Source organism: Pantoea sp. ACRSC (assembly GCF_022346785.1).
GTDB classification, from domain to species: Bacteria; Pseudomonadota; Gammaproteobacteria; order Enterobacterales; family Enterobacteriaceae; genus Pantoea; species Pantoea alvi.
In genome coordinates, this window is record NZ_JAKRNN010000005.1 from 77346 (window position 1) to 94172 (window position 16827).

12 protein-coding genes are annotated in these 16827 nt (G+C 61.9%); 3 read left to right on the plus strand and 9 right to left on the minus strand.

What is annotated here, in order from left to right:
* Window positions 1–35 precede the first annotated feature (35 nt).
* The 6 genes from MHZ97_RS07625 to MHZ97_RS07650 all read right to left on the minus strand — a co-directional run bounded on the left by MHZ97_RS07625 (window position 36) and on the right by MHZ97_RS07650 (window position 10759).
* Window positions 36–1433, minus strand: a complete 1398-nt coding sequence (locus MHZ97_RS07625) for an efflux transporter outer membrane subunit (RefSeq protein ID WP_239314235.1) — start codon at window positions 1431–1433, stop codon at window positions 36–38.
* Window positions 1423–4560 (minus strand): efflux RND transporter permease subunit, encoded by a 3138-nt coding sequence (locus MHZ97_RS07630; RefSeq protein WP_239314236.1) that lies wholly within the window; start codon window positions 4558–4560, stop codon window positions 1423–1425. Before MHZ97_RS07630 ends, MHZ97_RS07625 begins: the two co-directional genes overlap by 11 nt.
* A gap of 9 nt (window positions 4561–4569) precedes the next feature.
* Window positions 4570–5706: an efflux RND transporter periplasmic adaptor subunit gene (locus tag MHZ97_RS07635; protein WP_239314237.1), complete on the minus strand. Its 1137-nt coding sequence runs from the start codon at window positions 5704–5706 to the stop codon at window positions 4570–4572.
* A gap of 177 nt (window positions 5707–5883) precedes the next feature.
* Window positions 5884–6072 carry a toxin-antitoxin system HicB family antitoxin gene (locus MHZ97_RS07640; protein WP_103794791.1) on the minus strand — a complete coding sequence of 63 codons (189 nt, stop codon included), beginning with the start codon at window positions 6070–6072 and terminating at the stop codon, window positions 5884–5886.
* Between the two features lie 413 nt (window positions 6073–6485).
* On the minus strand, window positions 6486–8213 hold the full coding sequence (locus tag MHZ97_RS07645; RefSeq protein ID WP_239314238.1) for a penicillin-binding transpeptidase domain-containing protein: 1728 nt from the start codon (window positions 8211–8213) through the stop codon (window positions 6486–6488).
* 272 nt (window positions 8214–8485) lie between these two features.
* Window positions 8486–10759, minus strand: coding sequence for a molybdopterin guanine dinucleotide-containing S/N-oxide reductase (locus MHZ97_RS07650; RefSeq protein ID WP_239314239.1), 2274 nt, complete (start codon window positions 10757–10759; stop codon window positions 8486–8488).
* Between the two features lie 178 nt (window positions 10760–10937).
* On the opposite strand from MHZ97_RS07650, the gene galR reads away from it, so the two are divergent.
* On the plus strand, window positions 10938–11939 hold the full coding sequence (gene galR, locus MHZ97_RS07655) for an HTH-type transcriptional regulator GalR (RefSeq protein ID WP_103794789.1): 1002 nt from the start codon (window positions 10938–10940) through the stop codon (window positions 11937–11939).
* On the opposite strand, the gene MHZ97_RS07660 is transcribed toward galR, so the two are convergent.
* Together MHZ97_RS07660 and lysA are read right to left on the minus strand one after the other, a co-directional pair.
* Window positions 11936–12388, minus strand: a complete 453-nt coding sequence (locus tag MHZ97_RS07660; RefSeq protein WP_239314240.1) for a GNAT family N-acetyltransferase — start codon at window positions 12386–12388, stop codon at window positions 11936–11938. The genes galR and MHZ97_RS07660 overlap by 4 nt on opposite strands.
* A gap of 8 nt (window positions 12389–12396) precedes the next feature.
* Complete coding sequence (lysA, locus tag MHZ97_RS07665; RefSeq protein WP_103794787.1) at window positions 12397–13653, minus strand: diaminopimelate decarboxylase; 1257 nt, start codon at window positions 13651–13653, stop codon at window positions 12397–12399.
* A gap of 98 nt (window positions 13654–13751) precedes the next feature.
* Here lysA and MHZ97_RS07670 point away from each other — a divergent pair, with 98 nt between their 5' ends.
* On the plus strand, window positions 13752–14672 hold the full coding sequence (locus MHZ97_RS07670; RefSeq protein WP_239314241.1) for a LysR family transcriptional regulator: 921 nt from the start codon (window positions 13752–13754) through the stop codon (window positions 14670–14672).
* Here the strand turns inward: MHZ97_RS07670 and MHZ97_RS07675 are convergent.
* Window positions 14669–15832 carry an MFS transporter gene (locus tag MHZ97_RS07675; RefSeq protein WP_239314242.1) on the minus strand — a complete coding sequence of 388 codons (1164 nt, stop codon included), beginning with the start codon at window positions 15830–15832 and terminating at the stop codon, window positions 14669–14671. The genes MHZ97_RS07670 and MHZ97_RS07675 overlap by 4 nt on opposite strands.
* A 355-nt stretch (window positions 15833–16187) precedes the next feature.
* Between MHZ97_RS07675 and MHZ97_RS07680 the strand changes: the two genes are divergently transcribed.
* The gene (locus MHZ97_RS07680; protein ID WP_239314243.1) at window positions 16188–16814 is read left to right on the plus strand and encodes a serine protease; all 627 of its coding nucleotides are present in this window, start codon (window positions 16188–16190) and stop codon (window positions 16812–16814) included.
* The last annotated feature ends 13 nt before the right edge of the window (window positions 16815–16827 follow it).

Genomic DNA, 16827 nt, shown 5'->3' on the forward strand with positions numbered 1-16827 from the left:
CCATCGGCAAACCGTAAGGGTTTCGTTAAGAAAAATCAGGCTTTCCAGCCGCCGCCCAGCGCTTCATACAGCGTAATTTTCTGGTTTAGCTGGCCCAGACGCGCGGCGATCCACGCCTGGCGCGCACTATAGAGCGAACGCTGCGCCACCAACACATTCAGATAGTTGTCAACGCCTTGCTTGTAGCGCAATTCAGAATAATCGTAATCGCGCTGGTTCGCCGCTACCTCTTTTTCCAGGACCGCCAGTTGATCCTGCCAGGTGTCCTGTCCGGCCAGCGCGTCGTTCACCTCTTTAAATGCGGTCTGGATCGCCTTCTCATAGTTAGCAACCTCGATGCGCTTCTCGATATGGGCGATATCCAGGTTGGCCTGGTTCACGCCGCCGTCGAAGATCGGCAGGTTGATGGAGGGCACAAAAGACCAGGAAGCGGTGCCGCCCTCCAGCAGATGCCCCAGCGAACTGCTGGTCGAGCCGCCCGACGTGGTCAGCGAGATGCTGGGGAAAAAGGCGGCGCGCGCTGCGCCGATATTGGCGTTGGCCGCCTTCAGCGTATGCTCGGCGGCGATAATGTCCGGGCGGCGCGTCAGCAGATCGGACGGCAGCCCAGCCGGCGTCGCCGGGAAGTCCCAGCGGCTGTTCAGCGTGGCGTTTTTCAGCAGATCGACCGGTAGATCGGCGCCCGCCAGCAGGCGCAGCGCGTCTACATCCTGGCGCACCTGGCGCGTGTAGCTCGCCACGTCCGCCTCGGCGCTGCGCACCGTGCTCTCCGCCTGCGCCACGTCCAGATTGCTACTCACCCCGCCGCGATAGCTGAGCTGCGTCAGCTGGTACGATTTCTGCTGGCTCTGCGCGGTCTGCTGCGCCAGATGCAGCAGATCGTTATCGGAACAGAGCGTCAGCCAGGCCGACGCCACCTGGGCGATCAGCGAAATACGCGTGGCGCGCTCGGTCGCCTCGGTGGAGAGATACTGCTCCTGCGCCTCGTTGCTCAGGCTGCGCAGACGGCCGAAGAAGTCGAGCTCCCACGAGGTGACGCCCAGCCCGGCGTTTAGCTCGTGATAGGTCACCGCGCCGGTGGTTTTGGTGTTGTAGAGATTGGCCGGCTCGTGCGCCGAGGTCTGGCTGGCGGTGGCGCTGATCGACGGCAGCAGCGCGGCGCGGTTGACCTGCACCGTGGCGCGCGCCTGCTCGACGTTGAGCGCCGCGACGCGCAGATCGCGGTTGTTTTGCAGCGACAGCGCGATCAGCTGGCGCATGCCGGCGTCGGTAAAGAAGCTCTGCCACGGCAGATCCGCCACGTTGCCGACCGGCGTCGGCTGGTCGTAGCTCGTCTCTACCGGCATCGCCGGACGATGGTATTCAGGCTGTAAGCTACAGGCCGTAAGCAGCAGAGCCAGCGGCGGCAGCGTCCAGCGAATATTAACGATCATGATTTATTTCCTCAGCGGCCGCGTTGCTCTTCTTACGTGAGAAGAGTTGCGCCACCACCACATAGAACATGGGAACAAAAAAGATGGCGAGGAAGGTGGCGGTAATCATCCCGCCCGCCACCGCCGTGCCGATAGAGTGCTGACTGCCCGCGCCCGCGCCGTTGGATATCGTCAGCGGCAGCACGCCGAGAATAAAGGCCATCGAGGTCATGATGATGGGTCGGATACGCAGCCGCGCCGCCTCGACCGCCGCCTCGACCAGGGTTCTGCCTTCGCGCTCGTGTAGCTCTTTGGCGAACTCGACGATCAGGATGGCGTTTTTCGCCGCCAGTCCGACGGTGGTCAGCAGCCCGACCTGAAAGAAGACGTCGTTCTGCAGGCCGCGCAGCAGCACCGCGCTGATGGTGCCGAGAATGCCGAGCGGCACTACCAGGATCACCGACAGCGGGATCGACCAGCTCTCATAGAGCGCCGCCAGGCAGAGAAACACCACGAGGATCGAGATGGCATAGAGCTGCGTGGTCTGCGAGCCAGACGCCTGCTCCTCATAGGAGATGCCGTACCACTGCACGCGGAAGCCCTTCGGCAGCTTCGCCGCGATCGCTTCAACCGCCTTCATCGCCTCACCGCTGCTGTAGCCCGCCGCCGGCGAGCCCTGTATCTCCTCTGCGGTCATGCCGTTGAAGCGTTCAAAGTGTGGCGAGCCGCTGACCCATTTGCCGCTGGCGAAGGCGGAGAACGGCACCATGGTTCCGCTGCTGTTGCGGAAATACCACTTGTTGAGATCTTCCGGCTTGACGCGCGACGCCGCCTTGCCCATCAGGTAGACCTGCTTGACGCGGCCGTTGTACATAAACTGGTCGATATAGCTGGATCCCCAGGCCACCGATAGCGTGTTATTGATGTCAGTCATGCTGAGGCCGAGCGCGCTGGCGCGTTCGTCGTTGATCTCCAGCTGGAACATCGGCTCATCTTCCATGCCGTTCATGCACACCTGCGCCAGACGCGGATCCTGGTTCGCCAGCTGCACGAACTGATGAGTCGCGTCCATCATCTGCTGATGGCTGTGCCCGGCGGTATCCTGCAGATAGAAGTCGAAGCCGGTGGCGTTGCCCAGCTCCATCACCGCAGGCGGCACCATGGCAAAGATCCTGGCGTTCGGGTAGCTGGCGAAATGGGCGCTGATGCGCGCCGCCAGCGCCTTGACGCTCTGGCCGCTCTGCGTCCGCTCGCTCCAGTCTTTGGTGCGCACAAAGGCCATGCCGCTGTTCTGCCCGCGTCCGGCAAAGTTAAAGCCGTTGACGCCGAACATGGTGGTGACCACCGAGGCTTCGTTCTTTTGCAGGTAGGCGTTGAGGTCGTTCAGCACCTGCTGCGTGCGCTGCGACGAGGCGTTCACCGGCAGCGTCACCTGCACCATCATCAGCCCCTGATCTTCATCGGGCAGAAAGGTGGTCGGCACGCGGGTGAAGAGGAAGCCGGTGACGCCGACGATCGCCAGATAGATCACGATAAACAGGCCGCGCCGCGAAATCACTTTGCTGACGCCGCGCTGGTAGTGCAGCGTGCCACTGTCGAAATGGCGGTTGAACCAGCCCGCCAGGCCGGTGGTTTTATGCTCCGCCGAGGCGCGCTTCAGCAGCGTGGCGCAGAGTGCCGGGGTGAAAATCAGCGCCATCAGCACCGAGAGCGCCATCGCCGACACGATGGTGATAGAGAACTGGCGATAAATCACGCCGGTCGAGCCGGAGAAAAAGGCCATCGGCAGCAGCACCGCCGAGAGCACCAGCGCGATGCCGAACAGCGCGCCCTGGATCTGCTGCATCGACTTAATGGTGGCGGCTTCTGGATCGAGCCGCTCTTCATGCATCACGCGTTCGACGTTCTCTACCACCACGATGGCGTCATCCACCAGCAGCCCTATCGCCAGCACCATGCCGAACATCGTCAGGGTGTTTACGCTGTAGCCGAAGGCGGCAAGAATGCCGAAGGTGCCGAGCAGCACCACCGGAACCACCATGGTGGTGATCAGCGTGGCACGCAGATTCTGCAGGAAGATCAGCATCACGAAGAAAACCAGCACGATCGCTTCGATCAGGGTTTTCACCACTTCTTCGATCGAGGCGCTCACCACCGGCGAGGTGTCGTAGGGGTAGGTGACCTCGACGTTGTCCGGCAGCGCATCCTTCAGCGAGGCGATAGTGGCGCGCACCGCGTTGGCGGTATCTAGCTCGTTGGCGCCGGTCGCCAGGCGCAGCGCAATGCCGGCGGAGGGCTTGCCGTTCATGATCGAGTCGATGGTGTAGCTCTGCGGCCCCAGCGCCACGCTGGCGACATCCTTCAGGCGGATCTGCGCGCCGTCGCTGTTGACCTTGAGCAGCACGTTTTCAAACTGCTTCACCGTGGTGAAGCGCGACTTACCGAGAATAGTGGCGCTGGTTTTGGCGTCGGGAATGGTCGGCAGGCCGCCGAGCGAGCCGGACGACACCTGCACGTTCTGGTTGCTGATGGCGGTGCTGACGTCGCTCGGCATCAGGTTATATTTGTAGAGTTTCGCCGGATCGAGCCAGATGCGCATCGCATACTCCGAGCCCAGCACCATAAAGTCGCCTACGCCTTTGGTGCGCGAGATGGGATCCTCCAGCTTCGACACCAGCATATCCGCCAGATCGCTGTTGCTCAGCTTGCCGTCTTTCGAGATCAGGCCGATCACCATCATAAAGTTCTTCTGGTACTTGCGGATGCGGATGCCCTGCTGGGTGACGTCGGAAGGAAGCTGCGACTCGGCCAGCGAGACGCGGTCCTGCACCTGCACCTGAGCGATATCGGGGTTGATGCCCTGGTTAAAGGTGGCGATGATCTGCGCGCTGCCGTCGCTGGCGCTGCTCGACTCGAGATAGCGCAGGCCGTCCAGCCCGTTAAGCTGCTGTTCGATCACCTGCACCACGGTGTTCTGTGTGGTTTCCGCGCTGGCGCCTGGATAGGTTACCGAGATCGACACCGCCGGCGGCGAAATATCGGGATACTGATTAACCGGCAGGTTCAGCGCGGCGATGGCGCCGACCAGCATCACGATGATCGCCACAACCCAGGCGAAAATCGGACGCTTGATAAAGAATGTAGACATGACCTCTCCTTACTGGGCCGACGGATCGGTCATCGACAGGCTGACGCTGCCTGCGTCAGGCGTATCCTGAGTGTTGGCGGCCACGGCCTTGACCTTGCTGCCGCTGCGCACGTTTTGCAGACCATTCACGATCACCTGCTCGCCGCTCTTCAGGCCGCTGTTGACCAGCCAGTCTCCTTTCACCATCTCACCGGTGGTGATGCTGCGCTGTTCGACGCTGCTGTCCCCTTTGACGACGTAGACGTAGGGCTGCCCTTTGGTGTCATGCATGATCGCCTCCTGCGGCAGCAGAATGCCCTGCTGCTGTACCCCCTGCGGCAGAATGGCATGCACGTACATGCCGGGCAGCAGCTCGTTATGCGGATTGGGGAAAACGGCGCGCAGCACTACAGTGCCGGTGGTTTCGCTGACGTTCACCTCAGAGAAGGCGAGCTTGCCCTCCAGCGGATAGGCGCTGCCATCTTCCAGCTGCAGCTTCACGGCGGCGGTGTTGTCGTCCACCTTTGCCAGCTTGCCCTGCGCCATGGCGCGACGCAGGCGCAGCAGATCGGCGACCGATTCGCTGACGTCGACGTAGATCGGATCGAGTTGCTGAATGGTGGCGAGATAGTCGGTCTGGCCGTTGGTGACCAGCGCGCCGGCGGTGACCAGCGAGCGGCTGATATGCCCGGCTATTGGCGCTTTCACCAGCGTGTAGTCGAGGTTGACTTTGGCGGTCTCGACGTCAGCTTTGGCGGTGCGCTCGGCGGCGACGGCGTCGTCGTAGGTCTGCTGGCTGATGGCGTGCGCCGCTGCCAGCGGCTGATAGCGCTTAACGACCATGGCGTCGTTCTGCCAGGTCGCCAGCGCTTTGTCATAGGCCGCTTTATAGGTGGCCGGATCGATCTGGTAGAGCGGCTGCCCCGCCTTCACTTCGCCGCCTTCGGTAAACAGCAGCTTCTGCACCACGCCGCTGACCTGCGGGCGCACCTCAGCCGTTTTCACCGCGTTAGTGCGGCCGGGGAGCTGCGTCAGCAGCGTTACGGGCTGGCTGTTTACCGTGGTAACGCCCACTTGCGGCACGCTGGAGGCCGCAGGCTGGCCGCCTCCCTGATCGCAGGCCGCCAGTAAAAACACTACGCTGGCAGAAAGGAGTTTCAGGCGCATAGTTCTTCTCATCATAAGCAAGTGAAAGTAATGAGAGTGATTACTCTCAGAAGGAGAACTATTGTAGGGAGAGGCGGTTCAGGAAGCTGTCAAGGTTGCGTAAAATATATTTTCCAAACGATAACCCTAAACCTTTCGTGCGGCGATCCCGCACGTTTTGTTCAGGATCGAGCCAGCTTATCCCTGAGGGATGATGCCGCGACGACGCAGCTCGCGCCGCGCCAGCTCTTTCAGCCAGCAGCCGAGCGTGACGTTTTCCGCCTCGGTGAGTTCGCGCAGCTGCTGGTGCAGCTGAAGCGGAATGCGCAGTTGAAACGCAGCGGATTTCCCCTCACCGCGCGGCGTTCGATCTTTAGTTTTCGGCATAGGTTCTTCCATCAGCGATAAAACGCCTTTTGCGACGCTACCCACGCCGCAAAAGGCTGGCGATCCGTTATGGAATGCGGCACAACGTTTCGTTGCAAGTAGCCTGCCACAGCGGCGATTTTTTTGTTCGTGGCAAAGCGTTAAGAGCAGGTTAAGAGATGTGAGAAGGTGGCAAAGCGGTTACAGCAGGCAAAAAAAAACCCACGCATCCGCGTGGGTTGGTGCAATAAACAGGGTGGATTATCCTTGCGGATGCCGCTGCATGGTGCAGCGCGTTTTCGCACCTATCAATACCTCTGGGACTGTTATCCTCGCACTCTGCGGCGGGACAAAACAGCGCGAAAACGCAACGGAATTCGGGGAAATGAAACCAGGTATGAATAATTTCGCTACCTGGTTACATGCTGATTTTTCTAAGATTTATCTGAAGGCTTGCTGTAGATAGCGTCCGGCGCGATATTCATATGCTTCAGCACCGGCCCCATGATATTACCGAAGATCGGCGCGGCAACCGAGCCGCCGAAGTGATCGCCGGCGGTGGGATGGTTGATCATCACCACCAGCGCCACCTCTGGATGGCTGGCAGGCGCAACGCCAGCGGTATAGTTGATATAGCCGCCGTCATATTTGCCGCTGTCGCCCATCTTCTCCGCCGTACCGGTTTTGGTCGCCAGCCGGTAGCCCGGCACCGCCGCTTTGATACCGGTGCCGCCTGGCAGCACGTCGCTCTCCAGCATATGCACCACCTCTTTTACCGTTTCCGGGTTCGCCACCTGCTTGCCGAGCACCGGCGGCGTCACGCGGGTAATCGACAGCGGGCGGTAAACGCCGAACGAGCCGAGCGTGGCGTATTCACGCGCAATCTGCAGCGGCGTCACGCGCAGCCCATAGCCGAAGGAGAAGGTCGCGCGCTCGATATCGGCCCAGCGCTGACGGTGCGCCGGAAAGTAGCCAACGCTCTCGCCGGTCAGCCCCAGGCCGGTGGGTTTGCCGAGGCCAAAGGCCTGATAGGTATTGACCAGCGCCTCGGCAGGCATCGCCAGCGCAATATGGGAGACGCCAATGTCGCTCGATTTTTGCAGAATGCCGGTCATGGTCAGACGCGGCCAGTGGCCAACGTCGCGGATCAGGTGGCCGTTGACCCGGTAGGGGGTGGTGTCGATCACCGAATCGGGGCGCACCAGATGGCGCTCCAGCCCCTCCATCACCACCAGCGGCTTCACCGTTGAACCCGGCTCGTAGCTGTCGTTGATCGCCGCGTTGCGCATCTGCGCCGGCGTGGCGCCGTCGTAGTTGTTGGGGTTAAACGACGGATAAGAGGCCATACCGAGAATTTCGCCGGTGTCGATCTTCACCAGCACCGCCGCGCCGGAGTCCGCTTTGTTGAGCAGCACGCCGTCGCGCAGCTTGCTGTAAAGGGTGTACTGATCGAACTTGTCGATGCTGAGCTGCACCGTCGGCGGCTGGGTCGGCGGCGTATAGCTCAGCATGGAAATAATGTGGCCTGCGGCATCCTGGCGGTACACCTCTTTGCCCGGCACGCCCTGCAAAATCTTGTCGTAGCCCTTCTCCAGCCCGTTCAGGCCGATATTGTCCGCGCCGACGATGCCGATCAGCGGCGCGGCCGCCTCGCTCATGGGATAGAAACGGCTGTCGTCATAGACCTCGCTGATGCCCTTCAGGTGCAGCTCGGCAATATCTTTGGCGATGCCAAGCTCGACCTTGCGGCCCAGATAGAGAAAGCGGCGTTTCGGATTGGCGGTGATCTGCGCGGCGATCTGCTCGGGACGCATATTGAGCGCCGAGGCCAGATAGGCCCATTTGGCGCTAAGGAAGTCGGGATTCGCCTCCAGCACGCGCATCGGATCGGCGATAACGTCGCGCGACGGCACCGAGAGCGCCAGCGCTTCGCCGTTGCGATCCAGCAGGGTGCCGCGGTTGGTCGGCAGCGTAACGGTGCGCAGCGAGCGCTGATCCGCCTCATGCTCCAGCATCGGCTGGTTCAGAAACTGCAGATCGGCGATGCGCGCCAGCAGCACCACCATGCAGGTCAGCACGCCAACGCAGATCAGGCGAAAACGAAACGGGTTAAACGGGGCTTTGATCTGGTCTTTTCCCAGTAGTTTTTTTATCCGGGGCATGGCAATCCGCTGCAAAGAAAAGTAAAAAAATATCCACGCGAGCAGTTATAAAGAAAGCGCTACGCCGTTAACAGGAAAACTGTGTATCAGTTCGTAATCGGCGCGTCAGGCAAAAAAAACCTGCGCATCTGCGCAGGTTGGTGTAATCAAGAAAATCTATTGATGTTCACCCATCAATACCTCTGGGACCCTGACTGTAGCAAGGCCGCGAAACGGGCTGCCATCACCTAAACGCAACAGTGTCCGGCAAAATGTAACCAGCCATGTGATTGTTACGCGATTTTGCAATCCACATGCTTTTTGATCTCGACCAGGCAGCTCATGGCGTTTGGCCCCTGCGTCAGTGACGAGGTGCCGATATCCAGCGTCAGCACGTTGGGGTTGCCCGCGCGGTCGAACGGCTGCCACTCTGCGCCGAAGCCGGGATCGAACCAGGCGCCGGTGGCGACGATCACCACGCCCGGCGTCAGCCCGTCGGTAAGGCGCACGCCCGCCAGCATCGCGCCGCGCGCGTTACGCACCTCAATCACCTCACCGTCGGCGATAGCGCGCGCCGCTGCATCCTGCGGATGCATATAGAGGGTTTCATGGCCGGCGGTTTTGTTGCCCTGCACCGTCGGCGTAGCGTCAAGCTGGCTGTGCAGCCGATCCGACGTCTGCACAGAGATCATATGCAGCGGGAACTGCTCGCTCAGCGAGGCGCCCAGCCACTCCTGAGGCTCGCGCCATTCGGGGTGACCGGCGAAATCCGCCAGCTGGTAATCGGCAATGGTCTGGCTGAAAAGCTCGATCTTGCCGCTGGCGGTTTTGATCGGGTTGCGCGCGGGATCGGCGCGGAAATCCTCCATAAAGACGTAGGGCTTGCCTCCCTCCGGGATCTCGACGAAGCCGCGCGACCAGAACTCGGCGAACGCCGGGAAATCGATCCCCTTGCGCGCATGGGCCGTCGCACACTGCTGGTAGAGGTATTCGATCCACTGCCGCTCGTCGCGCCCCTCGGTAAACTGCTCGCGATAACCGAGGCGCTCGGCGAGATCGGCGAAAATATCGAAGTCGTTACGCGCCTGGTGCTGCGGCCTGATCGCCTGATGCATCGCCAGCACAAAGCGGTCGCGCGAGGAGCCGCCGATATCGTTGCGCTCCAGCGTAGTGGTGGCGGGCAGTACGATATCCGCCATCTGCGCCGCCGGCGTCCAGACGATATCCTGCACCACCACAGTGTCCGGTTTCTGCCAGCCCTCTACCAGCCGGTTAAGCTGCTGATGGTGGTGGAAGGGATTGCCGCCCGCCCAGTGCACCAGATGGATATCGGGATAGGTCAGGGTCTCGCCCTGGAAGCTGTAAGGCTGGCCCGGATTAAGCAGCATATCGCTGATGCGCGCCACCGGAATCGACAGGCCGGAGGGATTGGGGCCGGTGGCCATCAGCGGCGCCGGGCCGTCCTGACGCGGATTGCCGACGCTGTTCATTGAACCGTGGCCGAACGAGAAGCCCGCTCCCGGCAGGCCCGGCTGGCCAAGCATCGACGAGAGCGCGATCATCATCCAGTAAGGCTGCTCGCCGCGATGGGCGCGCTGTACCGAATAGGAGCAGGTAATAAAGCTGCGCTTGCCGATCAGCTGCTCTGCCAGCTGAACAATGCGCTCCGGCGCAATGCCGGTGATGCGGCTCGCCCAGCCGGCGGTTTTGGCGACGCCGTCGCTTTCCCCCAGCAGATAGGCGCGCAGCTGCGGCCAGCCGGTGCAGTGGCTGGCGAGAAACGCCTCGTCCACCGCGTTGCGCTGGGCAATTTCGTAGCCGAGCGCCAGCATCAGCGCCACGTCGGTGTTGGGACGAATCGGGATCCAGTCGGCGTTAACAAACTCAGGGCAGTCGTCGCGCATCGGGCTGATATTGATCACCGGCGTGCCTTTGGCCGCCAGCTGCTCCAGCGCCGGCTTCAGGCTGTGCTGGCCTGCGCCGCCTGACGCCACCTGTGCATTTTTCAGCGCCAGCCCGCCGAAGGCGACGAAGATCTCCGCGTGCTCAACCACCTGCGGCCAGTCGGTGACGCGGCCGGTCAGCGGCATATAGGTGCCGATCACATAGGGCAGGAAGAACTGCGCCGCGCCCCAGCTGTAGTTGCCCTGCTGGTCGACGCCGCCGCCGCCCTGAAAATAGAAGCGACGCACCAGGGTGCGCGCGTGGTTGACGCGGCCCGCCGACGACCAGCCGTAAGAACCGTTGAAAATGCCGGAGGCGCCGTAGCGTTCGCGGATGCGGCGGTTTTCCTCCGCCACCAGATCCAGCGCGGTCTCCCAGTCGACGGCGACAAAATCTTCGCGGCCGCGCAGCGTACGGTCGCTTTTTTCGCGCGACTTCAGCCAGGAGCGGCGCACCATCGGCTGCCGAATACGCTTGTCGGAGTAGACCAGCTCGGGAATGGTGTTCAGCATCGGCGACGGATCGGCGTCGGCGAAGAACGGCTCGCAGCCAGTCAGGCGATCGTTTTCAGTAACGGCGGTGAATGCGCCCCAGTGCGCCAGATGTGGCACTCGCTTTTTCATGGTTTTATTTACGGCAGGTAAGGGAAAAATGCAGGATAGCATGCGACCCCTCGCCGGGTTAAGCCTGGAGTTTTGCCCCTTTTTGCGACGGCGCAGACATTCTGTCAGCTTGATACAGACCGCCTTTTCCGTAACACTGCTGCCATGTGTAAACGTTTTCCCTAAAGCAGGTCGAGGCATGGCTACGATTAAGGATGTTGCCAGACTGGCGGGTGTTTCCGTCGCGACGGTGTCCCGTGTAATTAATAATTCGCCTAAGGCCAGCGAGAGTTCGCGCCAGGCCGTCAGCCAGGCGATGGAGGAGCTGCAGTATCATCCCAACGCCAACGCGCGCGCGCTGGCGCAGCAGTCAACGGAAACCCTGGGCCTGGTGGTCGGCGACGTATCTGACCCTTTTTTCGGCGCAATGGTTAAGGCGGTTGATGAGATCGCCGGGCAGACCGGCAACTTTTTGCTGATTGGTAACGGTTACCACAATGAGCAAAAAGAGCGTCAGGCGATTGAGCAGCTGATGCGCCATCGCTGCGCCGCGCTGGTGGTGCATGCGAAGAAGATTCCCGACGCCGAGCTGGAGTTGCTGATGAAGCAGATGCCCGGCATGGTGCTGCTGAACCGGCTGCTGAAGGGGTTTGAACAGCGCTGTATCGCCCTTGACGACCGCTACGGCGCCTGGCTGGCGACGCGCCACCTTATCCAGCAGGGCCATCAGAATATCGCCTTTATCTGCTCGACCCACCCGATTTCCGACTCCGAAGATCGTCTGCAGGGCTACTACGACGCGCTGAAAGAGCACGGCCTGCCCAGCAACGATCGGCTGGTGACCTTTGGCGAACCGGATGAAGTGGGCGGCGAGCAGGCGATGACCGAGCTGCTGGGACGCGGCCGCAGCTTTACCGCCGTGGCCTGCTATAACGATTCGATGGCCGCCGGCGCGCTGGCGGTGCTGAGCGACAACGGCGTGCGCGTGCCGGAAGAGATGTCGCTGATCGGCTTCGACGACGTGCTGGTGTCGCGCTACGTGCGTCCGCGCCTGACCACGGTGCGCTATCCCATCGTCACCATGGCGCAGCAGGCGGCGGAGCTGGCGCTGGCGCTGGCCCACGCGCAGCCGCTGCCGGAGGTGACCAATATGTTCAGCCCGACGCTGGTGCGGCGCCATTCGGTAAGCGGGCCGGGCTAAAGCTCGCGCCGGTAGAGCATGACCTTTTTAGCGGGATAGTCGAGCGCCTCGCCCGCCGGCGTCCAGCCGCAGCGTTCGTAATAGCCCGCGAAAGTTGACCAGAGCCACAGGCTGCGGTGGCCGCGCTGGCGCGCATAGTCGATCACATGCTGCTGCAGCGCCACGCTCAGGCCGCTGCCGCGCGCGCGCTCATCAACGTAGAGCGCAGCCAGCCAGGGAAAGAGATCCTGACGGGCGATCAGATCGCAGCGCCAGAAGCCCACCGTACCCAGCGCCCTGCCCGCGTCGTCGACGGCAACGAAGGTGACGGGAAACTCCGCCTCGCCCAGCGAACTCTCCACCACGCTGGCCATAAAATCGCGGCTGTTATCCGCGTCAAAGGCGCGCCACAGCCAGTCGGTTACCTGACCAGCCAGCTGCGGCGCGTCGCGCAAAGAGAGAATTTTCACCCGGCGCCTCAGTTCAGCTCTAGCGCCAGCAGTTCCTGAATGGTCTGCGCGCGGCGGATTTCGCGCGGTTTGCCCTGCTCAAACAGCACTTCCGGGATCAGCGGGCGGCTGTTGTAGTTAGAGGACATTGACGCGCCGTAGGCGCCGGTATCGTGAAACACCAGATAGTCCCCTGGCTGCGCCGCCGGCAGCGTGCGCGTCTCTACCTTGCCGCCCTCCTGCTGGGTAAAGACGTCGCCCGACTCGCACAGCGGCCCGGCAACCACGCTTTCGCGTTGTGTTTGCTCGTCGATAGCGCGACCGTCGCCCGCCAGCAGCGAGATATGGTGATAGCTGCCGTACATCGACGGACGCATCAGATCGCTGAAGCCCGCATCCACCAGCACGAAGTGGCGGCTGCCCATCTCTTTTACCGCGCGCACCTGCGACACCAGCACGCCTGACTCGGCAACCAGAAAACGGCCTGGCTCGATCTCCAGCTTAACGGCGTGGCCGAGGTGAGCGGCGATACGCTGGCGCGCCGCGTCCCACAGGCCAAAATAGTGGGCGGTGTCGATCGCCTCTTCGCCGAAACGGTAAGGAATGGAGAGGCCGCCGCCGGCGGAAATCGCCTCCAGATCGTGATCCAGCGCGATTACCTGCTCCACCATCGCGTCGCACACCTGCTGCAGGTGGCCGTAATCGACGCCGGAGCCGATATGCATATGCAGCCCGATCAGGCGCAGCCCGTAAGCGTTGATCGCCGCCAGCGCCTGCGGCAGCTCGCTGTGCCAGATACCGTGCTTGCTGTTTTCACCGCCGGTATTGGTTTTCTGGCTGTGGCCGTGGCCGAAGCCGGGGTTGATACGCAGCCACACCGCGTGCCCTGGCGACACCTGGCCCAGCTGATGCAGCATATCCACCGAGCCGGCGTTGACCGGCACCTTGAGTTCGGCAATGCGCGCCAGCGTCGGCCGGTCAAAAACGTCGGCGGTGAAGACGATATCGTCGCCGCCCGGCTGAAAGCCCGCCGCCAGTGCGCGCTCGATTTCGCCGAGGGACACAGAGTCGACTTTAACGCCCGCCGCGCGCATCAGGCGCAGAATATGAATATTGGAGCAGGCTTTTTGCGCGAAGCGCACCACGTCAAAGGCGCGCAGCTGTTCGATGCGCTGCTCAATAATCTGGGCGTCATAGGCCCAGAACGGGCCGTTGTACTGCTGCGCCAGCGGCAGCAGCTGCGCGGCGTTAAGCGCGGTGGTGTGGTCGGTTAAGGCGCGTGGCATAAGGATTCTCCTGTGAGTTATCCCTATTAAGCCAGACGCGTGCCATGCTGAAAAATATCTGTTTTAATAGCCTCTATGCAAAATGGATATGGCTGACCATGGCGAAAATAAACTGGCGACATATAGAGATTTTCCAGGCGGTAATGACCAGCGGCAATCTGACGCAGGCCGCCGCGCTGCTGAACACCTCCCAGCCCACCGTCAGCCGCGAGCTGGCGCGGCTGGAGAAGCAGCTGGGATTAACGCTCTTTAGCCGCGTGCGCGGTCGGCTACAGCCCACGGTGCAGGGACTGCGCCTGTTCGAAGAGGTGCAGCGCTCCTGGTACGGGCTGGATCGCATTATGGAAGCGGCTGACGGGCTGCGTCAGTTTCGTCAGGGCGAACTGTCTATCGCCTGCCTGCCGGTCTTTTCGCAGTCGCTGCTGCCGCCGCTGGTGCAGCCCTTTATGCAGCGCTATCCCGACGTCAGCCTGAATATTATCCCGCAGGAGTCGCCGCTGCTGGAGGAGTGGCTGTCGGCTCAGCGCTACGATCTCGGCCTGACGGAAACCCAGCATGCGCCCGCCGGCACGGAGCGGCTGCCGCTGCTGACCTGCGACGAGGTGTGCGTGCTGCCGCAGGGGCATCCGCTCTGCGCGCGCGCGGTGCTGACGCCGCAGGATTTCGCCGGTGAGAACTATGTCAGCCTGTCGCGCGCCGACAGCTATCGCCAGCTGCTGGATACGCTGTTTCATGAGAATGGCGTGGAGCGCCGGCTGGCGCTGGAGACGCACAGCGCGGCGTCGGTCTGCGCCATGGTGCGCGCGGGGGTGGGAATTTCGGTGGTGAATCCGCTGACGGCGCTCGACTATGCCGACAGCGGCGTGGTGATGCGCAGGTTCAGCGTCGCGGTGCCCTTTACCGTCAGCCTGGTGCGGCCGCTGCACCGCCCCGCGTCGGCGCTGGTGGCGGCCTTTGTCGACCACCTGCAGGCGCAGGTGGCCGACTTTCCTCAACGCATCGCCGAACGGCTCGCTTAAGCGCGCACCGCGGCGGCGTTGCCGCCCGCTTTGCGGAAGGTGATCAGGCAGATAACCAGACCCACCGCCGCCAGCGCGGCGGCGGCCACCGGCACGGCGGTCAGGCCGTAGCCGTGACCGATCACCGCGCCGCCGACCCACGCGCCCAGCGCGTTGCCGACGTTAAAAGCGGAGATATTCAGGGTCGACACCAGATTCGGCGCCTCTTTGCCGTGGCGCACCACGTTGATCTGCAGGCCAGGTACGGTGGCGAAGGTCGCCATTGCCCACAGGAACAGCGTCACCTCCGCCAGCCACAGCGCATGGCTGGTCCAGCTAAACAGCAGTGAGAAGATGGCGATCAGCGAGAAGCTTAAAATCAGGCTAAAGGAGACTTTCCAGTCCGCCAGCTTGCCGCCGAGAATATTGCCCACGGTCAGACCGGCGCCGATCAGGAACAGCGTCCAGCTGACGCCGCGCGCGCTGATGCCGGTTACCTGCAGCAGCAGCGGCGCAATATAGCTGAACAGCGCAAACATCGCCGCGGCAAAGAAGACCGTCATCAGCAGCGAAAGCCACAGTTTACCGTTGGCCAGCGCGCTGATTTCGCTTGCCAGATGCACCGGCTTCTCTTCTTTATTGGTGGGCAGGCTGATAATCAGCGCGATAAAGGCGAATACGCCGATAATGGCGACGCCCCAGAAGGTGGCGCGCCAGCCGAACAGCTGACCAAACCAGGTGCCGAGCGGCACGCCCAGCACGTTCGCCAGCGTCAGGCCGGTGAACATCAGCGCCACCGCCGACGCCTGACGGCTCGGGGCCACCAGACTCGACGCCACCACGGCGCCGATGCCGAAGAAGGCGCCGTGACAGAGTGCGGTAATCACGCGAGCCATCATCAGCAGGTTGTAGGTGTAGGCGAGCGCGCAGAGGGCGTTGCCGATAATAAAGATGCTCATCAGCAGGATAAGCGTCTTTTTACGCGGCAGCCTGGCGGTCAACAGCGCCATAATCGGCGCGCCGATGGCGACGCCCAGCGCATAGCCGCTGATCAGCCAGCCAGCCGACGGGATCGAGACCCGCAGATCGCCCGCCACCTCGGGCAGCAGGCCCATAATGACGAACTCGGTGGTTCCAATCGCAAACGCACTCAGCGCCAGCGCCAGTAAAGCAACAGGCATAACACACTCTCCCAATCGATATGCAGGTGAACGCCGCAGCGGACGCCGGGCGCGGACGATTATAAATATTTGAACTTCGTCACACTGAGTATTAAATCATAGCCGTCAGCCTGCATATACCCTGCGTGCGGCAAGGATCTTTTGCCGCTGGCGCAACAATAAGGCGCCGGACGCGTGACGGAATCTTAACAATACCTCGCCTTTTTTCGCGCTACGCTGAATAACAGAGGCGAGGCGCGCGGCGCAAAGGCGCGTTTTTCTTCTGGATTCAATCAGGTAAAGGAATGGCGCAAGTTGCCGATACACCAGATGCGTTATCCGGTAATGTAAAGCCATTCTTATGCGGGGAGAGAATATGCAACGGCTAATCGCCCTGACGGCGCTCTGTCTCAGCGGCTGCTCCGTCGGCCACTATGAGTACAGCAGCGAAGCGCAAAAGCGCGTCGATATGACCTATACCGGCATTCCCACCGCGCTTGGCCTGGGGACGCTGGGCACCACCATCCCGCTGACGGCGGAGTACAGCCTGACCGCCGCGCACGTCGCCAAATTTTCGCTTTATCGCGTTAAGGCCTGGCATCCAGAGTGCGATCTCGCTGTGGTCTACCACAAGAATGCCGGGACCCATTTGCCGCCGCGCTTTCGTAACAGCCACATCGGCGACAGGGTCAATCTTTACGGCTATAGCTTTATCAGCGCGATGCCGGTCAGCTCCAGCGGGCAGAACCTGATCAATACCTCGCTGGCGAACAGCTGGAACAAGGCGGAGTGCGTGGTGGTGGCGGCCAGTGCGGGCGTGGTGAAAGGGATGTCGGGTGGTGCGGTCTATAACGCCTCAGACGATACCCTGGCGGGGGTGATCGTCGGCTACAGCAGCCGTATTGATGATAACCAGAGCGGGAAAACCCTCTACCGCGATGTCGCGCTCTACGTGCCCTATGCGCGTTTCGAGGCCTGGCTGAATGGCGTGGTGAAGTCTTAAAGAAAAAGGCCGG

Bases quoted from the DNA above. Each gene is read 5' to 3' on its own strand.
- MHZ97_RS07625 (WP_239314235.1), bottom strand. From the start codon at position 1,433: ATGATCGTTAATATTCGCTGGACGCTGCCGCCGCTGGCTCTGCTGCTT.
- MHZ97_RS07630 (WP_239314236.1), bottom strand. From the start codon at position 4,560: ATGTCTACATTCTTTATCAAGCGTCCGATTTTCGCCTGGGTTGTGGCG.
- MHZ97_RS07635 (WP_239314237.1), bottom strand. From the start codon at position 5,706: ATGCGCCTGAAACTCCTTTCTGCCAGCGTAGTGTTTTTACTGGCGGCC.
- MHZ97_RS07640 (WP_103794791.1), bottom strand. From the start codon at position 6,072: ATGCCGAAAACTAAAGATCGAACGCCGCGCGGTGAGGGGAAATCCGCT.
- MHZ97_RS07645 (WP_239314238.1), bottom strand. From the start codon at position 8,213: ATGCCCCGGATAAAAAAACTACTGGGAAAAGACCAGATCAAAGCCCCG.
- MHZ97_RS07650 (WP_239314239.1), bottom strand. From the start codon at position 10,759: ATGAAAAAGCGAGTGCCACATCTGGCGCACTGGGGCGCATTCACCGCC.
- galR (WP_103794789.1), top strand. From the start codon at position 10,938: ATGGCTACGATTAAGGATGTTGCCAGACTGGCGGGTGTTTCCGTCGCG.
- lysA (WP_103794787.1), bottom strand. From the start codon at position 13,653: ATGCCACGCGCCTTAACCGACCACACCACCGCGCTTAACGCCGCGCAG.
- MHZ97_RS07670 (WP_239314241.1), top strand. From the start codon at position 13,752: ATGGCGAAAATAAACTGGCGACATATAGAGATTTTCCAGGCGGTAATG.
- MHZ97_RS07675 (WP_239314242.1), bottom strand. From the start codon at position 15,832: ATGCCTGTTGCTTTACTGGCGCTGGCGCTGAGTGCGTTTGCGATTGGA.
- MHZ97_RS07680 (WP_239314243.1), top strand. From the start codon at position 16,188: ATGCAACGGCTAATCGCCCTGACGGCGCTCTGTCTCAGCGGCTGCTCC.